The 10,185-nt window shown below is 42.6% G+C and carries 10 protein-coding genes; all 10 read left to right on the forward strand.

Features of this window, described 5'->3' with window-relative positions; all coding sequences use genetic code 11:
* Window positions 1-81: 81 nt before the first annotated feature.
* Window positions 82-369, forward strand: coding sequence for a hypothetical protein (locus tag ACWITO_RS07795; protein WP_448529431.1), 288 nt, complete (start codon window positions 82-84; stop codon window positions 367-369).
* 65 nt (window positions 370-434) lie between these two features.
* Window positions 435-983: a YceD family protein gene (locus ACWITO_RS07800; RefSeq protein WP_448529432.1), complete on the forward strand. Its 549-nt coding sequence runs from the start codon at window positions 435-437 to the stop codon at window positions 981-983.
* Window positions 984-1,001: 18 nt separating this feature from the next.
* Window positions 1,002-1,193 carry a 50S ribosomal protein L32 gene (gene rpmF, locus ACWITO_RS07805; protein WP_101358157.1) on the forward strand — a complete coding sequence of 64 codons (192 nt, stop codon included), beginning with the start codon at window positions 1,002-1,004 and terminating at the stop codon, window positions 1,191-1,193.
* A gap of 32 nt (window positions 1,194-1,225) precedes the next feature.
* Entirely contained in the window at window positions 1,226-2,161 is a 936-nt protein-coding gene (gene plsX, locus ACWITO_RS07810; protein WP_448529433.1) for a phosphate acyltransferase PlsX, read from the forward strand.
* Window positions 2,162-2,174: 13 nt separating this feature from the next.
* Window positions 2,175-3,170, forward strand: coding sequence for a beta-ketoacyl-ACP synthase III (locus ACWITO_RS07815; RefSeq protein ID WP_448529434.1), 996 nt, complete (start codon window positions 2,175-2,177; stop codon window positions 3,168-3,170).
* A gap of 195 nt (window positions 3,171-3,365) precedes the next feature.
* Window positions 3,366-6,095 carry a type I restriction endonuclease subunit R gene (locus tag ACWITO_RS07820; RefSeq protein WP_448529435.1) on the forward strand — a complete coding sequence of 910 codons (2,730 nt, stop codon included), beginning with the start codon at window positions 3,366-3,368 and terminating at the stop codon, window positions 6,093-6,095.
* A gap of 79 nt (window positions 6,096-6,174) precedes the next feature.
* Window positions 6,175-6,603, forward strand: a complete 429-nt coding sequence (locus ACWITO_RS07825) for a GxxExxY protein (protein WP_448529436.1) — start codon at window positions 6,175-6,177, stop codon at window positions 6,601-6,603.
* 22 nt (window positions 6,604-6,625) lie between these two features.
* Window positions 6,626-7,993 carry a restriction endonuclease subunit S gene (locus tag ACWITO_RS07830; RefSeq protein ID WP_448529437.1) on the forward strand — a complete coding sequence of 456 codons (1,368 nt, stop codon included), beginning with the start codon at window positions 6,626-6,628 and terminating at the stop codon, window positions 7,991-7,993.
* 4 nt (window positions 7,994-7,997) lie between these two features.
* Entirely contained in the window at window positions 7,998-8,981 is a 984-nt protein-coding gene (gene rhuM / locus ACWITO_RS07835; RefSeq protein WP_448529438.1) for a RhuM family protein, read from the forward strand.
* 8 nt (window positions 8,982-8,989) lie between these two features.
* The coding region (locus ACWITO_RS07840; protein WP_448529439.1) for a type I restriction-modification system subunit M at window positions 8,990-10,185 on the forward strand (1,196 nt) is incomplete at its 3' end.

Consider the following 10,185-nt stretch of genomic DNA (forward strand, 5'->3'; position numbering starts at 1 on the left):
TTTTTGATAAGTTTTTGCAAAAAATTGGGCGATAAGTTATTTTTTTGTAGCTTACGCCTGAAAACTTAATCCCATTATTTTATGGAAGAATTAGTAAAAAAACTTGTCGCCGAAGCAGGCATTACAGAAGAGCAAGCCAAAAAAGCTGTAGAAATTTTCAAAAAAGAAGCCCAACAAGAGGGTTTTATGGAAAAGCTCGGCGATTGGGCGGAAGATGCCAAAGAAAAATTGGAGGATTTGGCAGAAGAGGCGGGAGAGGCTCTGGGTAAAGCCAAAAATTTTGTAACAGGGGTGTGGAATAAAATGACAGGCGGCGAAGAGAAAGAAAAGAAACAAGCTGAAGAGAAAAAGGAAGAGGAGAAAAAATAAAAAAATCCAAAAAAGTTTTTTATTTGCCAAAAAATCTCTAATTTTGCGTCCTTAATTAGAGCAAGGTGGATATTTTGCAAGAATATACCATTGAAATTGCCCGACTTCAAAATAAAGATTATCATTACTCTTGGAGTGGAAATGATGCTTTTTTTGAGTCTTTTGAAGAGGCTTTGGTGCAGAAAGGCAATTTTGAGGCGAAAATGAGACTTCGAAAATCTGACGCTCTTTTGCAGTTAGATTTTGATATTCAGGGAAATCTGGAACTTGTATGCGATAGAAGTTTGGATAGCTTTTTGTACCCTTTCCAAACCCAAGGCAAGCAAGTCTTGCAGTTTTCCGACCACAACGAAGTGCTTGACGATGAGTTTGAACTTATTGCCAAAGGTACGCCGCAAATCAATGTAGCTCAATATATTTACGAGCTAATTATGCTTGCCGTACCAATGAAAAAACTTCACCCTCGTTATCAAGAAAAAACTAACGAAGGGGACATCAAGCTCGTGTATAGCAGTGAAGAAAAGGAAATACAAAAAGAAACAGAAGAGAAAAATGCAGAAATAGACCCTCGTTGGGCAGAACTAAAAAAACTTTTAGAGAATAAAAAATCATAAACCCAAAATCTTACGACTATGCCACATCCTAAGCGAAAAATATCAAAAACTCGCCGAGATAAGCGTAGAACGCACTATAAAATTACGGCTGTGCCTCTTACTACCTGCCAAGAAACAGGAGAAGTTCACGTAATGCACCGTGCTTACGTTGTAGATGGCAACTTGTATTATAATGGCAAATTGATGATTGAAGGCTACGAAAAAGTGTAAATTTTTTCACCTTTAATGCTTTGAGTAGCCTTATGAAAATTGCCATTGATGCAATGGGAGGCGACTTTGCCCCCCAAGCTACCGTAGAAGGTGCTGTACTTGCGGCAAAAAAGTTTTCAGATGCACAAATCCTACTGATTGGCAAGCAAGAGGAAGTTCAAGCCTTGCTAAATCAGTATGGCAGAGCATCTAATTTGCAAATTATTCACGCCGAAGAGGTAATTGAAATGGGCGAACACCCCACCAAAGCCCTTCAACAAAAGCAAAAATCTAGTATTGCGGTAGGGTTTTACCTTCTGCAAAATCAGAAAATTGATGCCTTTTGTGGTGCGGGCAATACAGGGGCAATGATGGTAGGAGCTTTGTTTAGCATCAAAGCCATAGAAGGTATTTTTCGCCCGCCTATCATTAGCCACGTTCCACAACTCAATGGCAAAACAGCTCTTATTTTAGATGTAGGGGCTAATACCGACTGCAAACCCGAAGTGCTTGCTCAATTCGCCATTTTAGGAAAAATTTATGCCGAAAACGTTTTGCAAATTGCAAACCCCCGCGTAGCCCTGATGAACGTAGGCGAAGAGGAAGGTAAAGGCAATTTGCAAGTAAAAGAAGCCTACAATCTTATCAAAGAAAACAAGCAACTGAACTTTACAGGCAACGTAGAAGGTCGAGATATTTTCTTTGATAAAGCCGATGTAATAGTTTGCGATGGCTTTGTGGGCAACGTGATACTCAAAATGGCTGAATCTATTTACGATATTGCTCAAAAACAGCAAATCAACGATAATTTCCTCAATCAACTCAATTACGAAGCTATTGGCGGAAGCCCTATTTTAGGCTTGAATGGAAATGTTGTTATCGGACACGGCATTTCTTCGGCTGTGGCTATTCAGAATATGATAGGCATAGCCAAAAAAATGGCAGAAAGCCAAGTTCATCTAAAAATCAAAAACGCTTTTCACGCTTAATATTACGTATGCTATGCAAATAAGAGCCGCTATTACAGGAATTGCTACCTATGTTCCTGATGATGTACTCACTAATCAAGATTTAGAAAAAATGGTAGATACCACCGATGCGTGGATTACCGAAAGAACAGGTATCAAAGAAAGGCACATCTTGAAAGGCGAAGGATTAGGAACTTCTTATATGGGTGCAAAAGCGGTTCAGGCTCTTTTAGAAAAAACAGGTACTTCCCCCGACGAAATAGAGTTGCTGATTTGTGCTACGGCTACTGCCGACTTTGTTTTTCCCGCTACTGCCAATCTCATTGCCAACGAGGTAGGTATCAAAAAAGCCTTTCATTACGACGTAATGGCGGCTTGTTCGGGATTTATTTATGCTCTGCACACAGCTTCCAAATTCATAGAGTCAGGCACATACAAAAAAGTAATTGTAGTAGGTGCCGATAAAATGTCCTCTATCATTGATTACACGGACAGGGCTACTTGCATTATTTTTGGAGATGGGGCAGGGGCAGTTTTGCTGGAGCCTACTACCGAACATTTGGGCATTATTGATGCTTGGATGCGTTCTGATGGAGCAGGCTGGGTACATTTACACCAAAAAGCAGGAGGCAGTCGCAGACCACCTACCCACGAAACCGTAGAAAAACGTGAGCATTTCGTTTATCAAGAAGGGGCAGTAGTTTTCAAACACGCTGTACAAGGTATGGCAGAGGCTTGCCTCAATGTAATGGAAAGAAACAACTTACAATCTTCCGATATAGATTGGCTGGTGCCACACCAAGCCAACAAACGCATCATTGATTCCACTTACCAAAGAATGGGGCTTCCTGCTGAAAAAGTAATGCTCAATATTCACAAATACGGAAACACTACCAATGCTACCATTCCTTTGTGCCTTACCGACTACGAAAGTCAGCTTCGTAAAGGACAAAATCTTATCCTTGCCGCTTTTGGCGGGGGCTTTACTTGGGGAGCTATCTATCTCAAATGGGCTTACGACCCTGTATAAAACTTCTAATTGTATTCATAATTGAAAAGGGGAGTTTGCTAAAATAAACAAAATTGATTAGTTTGCAATAGACAAAATTTTACTTTAAGTCTATGAATTATGGCTAATCAGAACCCGGAACAAATAGCACGAGACAATATTGACCGCCAACTGCAGGCCTGCGGCTGGGTGATACAGTCTAAATCAAAAATTAATTTGAATGCCGGTGTGGGTGTGGCTGTCAGAGAATATCAAACGGATGTCGGTCCTGCGGACTATGTGCTATTTGTTGACGGAAAACCGGTTGGCATCATAGAAGCCAAGCGGGAAGAAGAAGGACACAAACTCACCGTGCACGAAGCCCAGGCTGAAGACTACGCCACGGCAAAACTCAAATACCTGAACAATGAAAAACTTCCCTTCGTGTATCTGAGCACAGGCGAAGTAACCACCTTCACCGATTTCAGAGACCCTAAACCAAGAGGCAGAAATATATTCACTTTTCACCGGCCTGAAACCCTGCGTGATTGGCTCAAAAAAACCAAATCCCTTCGGGCTGCCTTACAAGATTTGGGCGATTTGCCCACCGATGGATTGCGGGACTGCCAGATAAACGCCATTACCAATCTCGAAAAATCATTCAAACAAAATAAACCGAGAGCACTGATACAAATGGCTACCGGTTCGGGCAAAACGTTCACCGCCATAACATCGGTGTATCGTTTGCTGAAACTAAAAGACGATAACAACAACAATGTAGTAAGGCGTATTCTTTTTTTGGTGGACACCAAAAACCTGGGCGAACAGGCAGAACAGGAATTTATGAGCTATCTGCCCAATGACGACAACCGCAAGTTTACAGAACTCTATGGCGTGCATCGCTTAAAATCCAGATACATTCCCGAAGACAGCCATGTGTACATCAGCACCATCCAACGCTTGTATGCGGTGCTGAAAGGACAAGACCTTGACGAAAGTGCCGAAGAAGAAAACCCCAATGAGCGGTGGCAACCCAAAGAGGTGCCGCCCGTAGAATACAACGAAAAACTACCAATTGAATTTTTCGACTTTATCTTTATTGACGAATGCCACCGCAGCATTTACAACTTGTGGATGCAGGTGCTCGATTACTTCGATGCCTTTCAAGTGGGACTAACAGCCACGCCCGATGCCCGCACTTTTGCTTACTTCCAACAAAATCTGGTTTCGGAATATTCGCACGAAATGGCGGTAGCCGATGGCGTAAACGTGGGCTATGATGTGTATTTGATTGATACCAAAATTACTCAACAAGGAGCCAAGCTTTGGAAAGGTGCTTATGTGGAGCACCGAGAACGCCTTACCCGCAAAAAGCGATTGGAACTGCAGGACGAAGACGAAGAATATTCAGCCAAACAGTTGGATAAAGACATCGTGAATCCAAACCAAATTCGTTTGGTTATCCGAACCTTCAAGGAGCATTTGCCGCAAATGTTTCCCGACCGATACGATGACAAGGGAAATTTTGAAGTGCCTAAAACCCTCATTTTCGCCAAAACCGATAGCCACGCTGACGATATTATTCAGATTGTACGCGAAGAGTTTAACGAAGAAAACCGCTTTTGCAAAAAAGTAACCTATCGGGCCGATGAAGACCCTAAATCGGTATTGGCTCAATTCCGTAACGATTATTATCCCCGCATTGCCGTTACGGTAGATATGATTGCCACAGGCACTGACGTGAAGCCGCTGGAATGCTTGCTCTTTATGCGAGATGTAAAAAGCCGAAACTACTTTGAGCAAATGAAAGGACGCGGAACCCGCGTCATCAGTTTTGACGATTTGAAAAAAGTTTCGCCTTCGGCAAAAATCACCAAAGACCATTTCGTAATTGTAGATGCCATTGGCGTAACCAAAAGTTTGAAAACCGACAGCCGACCTTTGGAGAAAAAGCCCGGTGTGCCGCTGAAAGATTTATTGGGTGCTGTGGCGGTGGGGGCAAGAGACGAAGATTTATTCACTTCTTTGGCAAACCGCCTCACCCGCTTAGACAAACAACTCACCGAAAAAGAAAAGAAAACCTTTGAGGAAAAATCGGGCGGCAAATCGCTTACGCAAGTGGTGAAAGACCTGCTGAACGCCTACAACCCCGATACCATTGAAGCCATTGAACAACAAGTAAGAGATGAAAAAAGGGGCGAAGCTCCGGCAGTTATTGAAGCGGAAATAAACAAACAATTAGAAAACCTGCGAAACCAAGCCGCCAAAGTATTTACCGGAGAACTAAACGAATACATTGAAAATGTGCGAAGGGCACACGAACAAAAAATTGACCTGCTGAATCCCGATGAGCTGCTCAACGCAGGCTGGGACAAAGACAATGCTTCGACAAGCTCAGCACTGGTAGCTGACTTCAAAGCGTGGATTGAAAGCCACAAAGATGAAATACTGGCTTTGCAGATTTTTTACGGGCAACCCTACCGCAGGCGTGAACTCACCTTTGCGATGATTAAAGATTTGGCAGAGAAAATCGTGCAAGAAAAACCCACCCTTGCCCCTATGCGTGTATGGAAAGCGTATGAACAAATGGATGCTTCCGCCCTTCAACAAACTCAGGGCTCGGTGGCGATTGGCAGTCCCAAAAACGAGCTGGTGGCCCTGGTATCGCTTATCCGCAGGGCTATCGGCATTGACCGGGTTTTAACCCCTTACGACAAAACCGTGGATAAAAACTTTGCCGACTGGGTATGGAAAAAACAACAAGGCTCCGGGCCCAAATTTACCCAAGAACAAATGGAATGGCTGCGTATGATTAAAGACCACATAGCCGCCTCCATACATCTGGAAGTGGACGACTTAGATTACACCCCCTTTGACGCCAAAGGCGGACGCGGCAAAATGTGGCAACTCTTTGGCAACGAAATGGAAACCATTATTAATGAACTAAATGAGGCACTGGCAGCGTAATGTAGTCAGTATTAGGATTTATAGGATTTTAGGATGATAGGATTGGGAAACGATTTTATTAGTTAAAGGATTTTGAAAAATGAAATACGAAGCATTGACACATAAAATTATCGGCTGTGCTATGAAAGTCCATTCCACTTTGGGCAATGTCTTTCAGGAGGTGATTTATCAACGGGCTTTAGCCATTGAAATGCAAAAGCAAGGTTTATCATATCAAAGGGAAATGGAAATGACCATTTATTATGAAGGCATTGACATTGGCACACGAAGAGTAGATTTTTTTGTGGAAGATGTAATAATGGTAGAACTGAAAGCCCTTACAAAGCTCGAAGACGTGCATTTGGCACAGGCTATGAACTATTGCCAGGCATACAAGCTACCGATAGGGTTGCTGATAAATTTTGGTGCAAAAAGCCTCGAATTCAAAAGAGTGTACAATCTTACGCACCCTGAAAATAAAGACTACATCACCAATAATCCTAAAATCCAATCATCTAAAAAATCCTAATACAGACAAAGGAGGCAGCATTATGAGTGAAGAAAAAGTATTACCGAAAGGGTGGAAAATAGCAATCTTGGAAGATTTATTGGACTACATCCAGCCAACAGAGTTTATTGTGACTTCAACCGAGTACGATGATAATTATAAGACGCCTGTATTAACTGCAGGTAAAAGTTTTTTATTAGGGTACACAAATGAAACATTTGGAATATTCACAAAACTACCCGCTATAATATTTGATGATTTTACAACAGCAATAAAATGGGTGAATTTCCCATTCAAAGTAAAATCTTCTGCTATGAAGATTTTAGTTCCAACACATCAAGACGTGAATATGAAGTATGTTTATTATTTTATGGAAACACTTCGTATTAACACTGACACTCATAAGCGATATTGGATTTCAGTTGGTGCTAAAACGAATATCCCCCTCCCCCCCCTTCCCGAGCAGCACCGCATCGTAGCCAAAATAGAAGAGTTGTTCAGCAGTTTGGATAAAGGCATCGAAAGCCTGAAAACTGCACAGCAGCAACTCAAAGTGTATCGGCAGGCGGTATTGAAACACGCATTCGAAGGGAAATTAACAGTAAAATGGCGTCAACAACAAGAAATGGGCGCCCGCCTGCCGGCTGGCAGGTTTGAAGGGCGTTTCACCAACAAAGACATAAAAGAAGGCAAATTGCCGGAGGGGTGGGTGTGGAAAACTATTGAGGATGTTTGTAATATGAAAGCTGGATTTTTTGTGAAAGCTTCAGATATAAAGGAAAATTTTGAAGATGGGTTGTTCCCTTGTTATGGAGGTAATGGTTTAAGAGGATATGTAAAGTCTATAACACACGATGGAACTTTTGTTTTGGTTGGCAGACAAGGAGCCCTTTGTGGGAATGTTCATTTAGTAAAAGGTAAATTTCACGCGACTGAACACGCTTTAGTTACAAAAGCAAAAGAAAATGTTGATATTCAATGGCTTTATTATAAGTTAATTTCAATGAAATTAAATCAATATTCATCAGGTGTAGCTCAACCCGGTCTTTCAGTTAACAAACTCTTGCCAATTGAATTATCCGTTCCAACTCTCCCCGAACAACACCACATCGTCTCCGAAATCGAAAAACGCCTGTCGGTAGCCGATAAGCTGGAAGAAAGCATCGCTACCGCCCTTCAGCAAGCCGAAGCCCTGCGGCAAAGCATTTTGAAAAAAGCCTTCGAAGGCCGTTTATTGAGCGAAGCCGAACTCAACGAGTGCCGCAAAGACCCCAACTGGGAACCCGCATCGGTGTTGCTGGAACGCATAAAAAAAGAACGGGAAACCCAAACGAATTCAGTCAAAAAGAAATCTGTAAAAACTAAAAAATCAACCAAATCAAAAAACCTTAATCAATCAAAGAACGAGTAAGTGAATGGATAATCAAATACAAATATATAAGTCAGCCGATAACCAGATACAGATTGAAGTGCGGTTTGAAGAAGATACGGTATGGTTATCTCAAAAAATGATGGCAGAATTGTTCGAAAAAGATTCAGATACCATTGGGCTGCACCTGAAAAATATTTATGCTGAAGAAGAACTGGAAGAAAAAGCAACTACCGAGTTTTTCTCGGTAGTTCAAACAGAAGGAAAAAGGAAAGTAAAAAGAACCATTCGTTTTTATAATCTGGATGCCATCATATCGGTCGGTTACCGTGTTAATTCGAAACGTGGCACCCAATTCCGCCAGTGGGCAACCCAACGCCTCAAAGATTACCTGGTACAAGGTTATGCCATTAATGAAAAACGCCTTGCCGAAAAACGGATGCAGGTTGAAATCCTGAAATCGGGCATCCGAATGCTGCACCGAGCCATTGAAGAAAATCAGGACAAAAACGCCCTCAGTCTTTTTGCGTCCGGTTTGGAATTGCTCGACCAGTACGACCACCAAAGCATCCAAGCCGAAGGCGTTACCACCAAACAGGCGGTTTATCCCACTTTGGAAGATTATCTGCACATCATCAATAGCCTTAAGCCCGAATTCGGTTCAGATGTATTTGCCATTCCCAAAGACCAAAGCTTTGAAAGTGCCATCAGCCAGATAGCCCAAACCTTTGACGGCAAAGAACTGTATCCGACCATCGAGGAAAAGGCAGCCGTATTGCTGTACCTCATCGTAAAAAACCACGCCTTTGCCGATGGCAACAAACGCATCGGAGCTGCCTGCTTTCTGCATTTTTTGAATGTAAACGGATTGCTGTTTACCACAGAAGGTACGCCCATTATCAGCAACGAAACGCTGGCCGCTTTAACGCTTTTTGTAGCCGTAAGCAAACCGGAAGAAAAAGACCTCGTGGTGAAATTAATCATCAGTGTAATAAGTAATCCTATAATCCTAAAATCTTACAAATCCTAATACAGACAATGGACAACAATACATCAAGCATCATCAGCAAAGTATGGAGTTTCGCCACCGTTTTAAGAGACGATGGCGTGGGCTATGGCGACTATCTGGAACAAATCACCTATTTGCTGTTCCTCAAAATGGCAGACGAGTTTAGCAAGCCGCCATACAATAGAAAATTGCCCATTCCAAAGGAGTACAACTGGGAAAGCCTGGTTGCCAAACGTGGGGCAGATTTGGAAAATCACTATACTAACTTATTGCGTGAACTTTCACAATCCAAAGGTATATTGGGGCAAATTTTCACCAAGAGCCAAAATAAAATTCAAGACCCTGCCAAGCTCTTCAAGCTCATTGATATGATAGACAAAGAGCAGTGGAGCACCATGGGAGCCGATGTAAAAGGAAAGATTTACGAAGGGCTGTTGGAAAAAAACGCAGAAGATACCAAAAGCGGTGCCGGTCAGTATTTCACCCCCAGGCCTTTAATCCGTGCCATGGTGGAATGTGTAAGGCCCGAACCCATGAAAACCATTGCCGACCCTGCCTGCGGCACGGGTGGTTTCTTTTTGGCAGCTTATGATTTTATTGCCAATCCGGCTAACTATTCCCTCACCCGAGAGCAAAAAGAATTTCTGAAACACAAAACCTTTTTCGGGAACGAAATTGTGCAAAGTACCCGCAGACTGTGCCTGATGAACCTTTTTTTACACAATATTGGCGACTTCGAAAGCGACAACTTCATTTCTCCTGCCGATGCTTTGATTTCCGACAGCGGATTGCGAGTGGATTACGTTTTAGCCAATCCGCCATTCGGCAAAAAAAGCAGTATGACCTTTACCAATGACGAAGGTGAGCAGGACAGCGAAGACCTTACCTACAACCGCCAGGACTTTTGGGTAACGACCAGCAACAAGCAACTCAACTTTTTGCAGCACATTCGCACCATGCTCAAATCGGACGGACGAGCCGCAGTGGTTTTACCTGACAATGTTTTGTTTGAAGGCGGTGCAGGTGAAATCATCAGAAAGAAATTGTTGGAAACCACCAATCTGCATACCATTCTCCGCTTGCCTACGGGCATTTTTTACAAGCAAGGCGTAAAAGCCAACGTGTTGTTTTTCGATAATAAGCCCGCTTCCAAAGAGCCACAGACCAAAGAGATTTGGTTTTACGACTTTAGAACCAACATCAAGTTTTCGCTGAAGAAAAACCC

It is taken from the genome of Raineya sp. (assembly GCF_053497555.1).

Coding starts and splice junctions, on each gene's coding strand:
- ACWITO_RS07795 (WP_448529431.1), top strand. CDS start 82: ATGGAAGAATTAGTAAAAAAACTTGTCGCCGAAGCAGGCATTACAGAA.
- rpmF (WP_101358157.1), top strand. CDS start 1,002: ATGCCACATCCTAAGCGAAAAATATCAAAAACTCGCCGAGATAAGCGT.
- plsX (WP_448529433.1), top strand. CDS start 1,226: ATGAAAATTGCCATTGATGCAATGGGAGGCGACTTTGCCCCCCAAGCT.
- ACWITO_RS07815 (WP_448529434.1), top strand. CDS start 2,175: ATGCAAATAAGAGCCGCTATTACAGGAATTGCTACCTATGTTCCTGAT.
- ACWITO_RS07825 (WP_448529436.1), top strand. CDS start 6,175: ATGAAATACGAAGCATTGACACATAAAATTATCGGCTGTGCTATGAAA.
- ACWITO_RS07830 (WP_448529437.1), top strand. CDS start 6,626: ATGAGTGAAGAAAAAGTATTACCGAAAGGGTGGAAAATAGCAATCTTG.
- rhuM (WP_448529438.1), top strand. CDS start 7,998: ATGGATAATCAAATACAAATATATAAGTCAGCCGATAACCAGATACAG.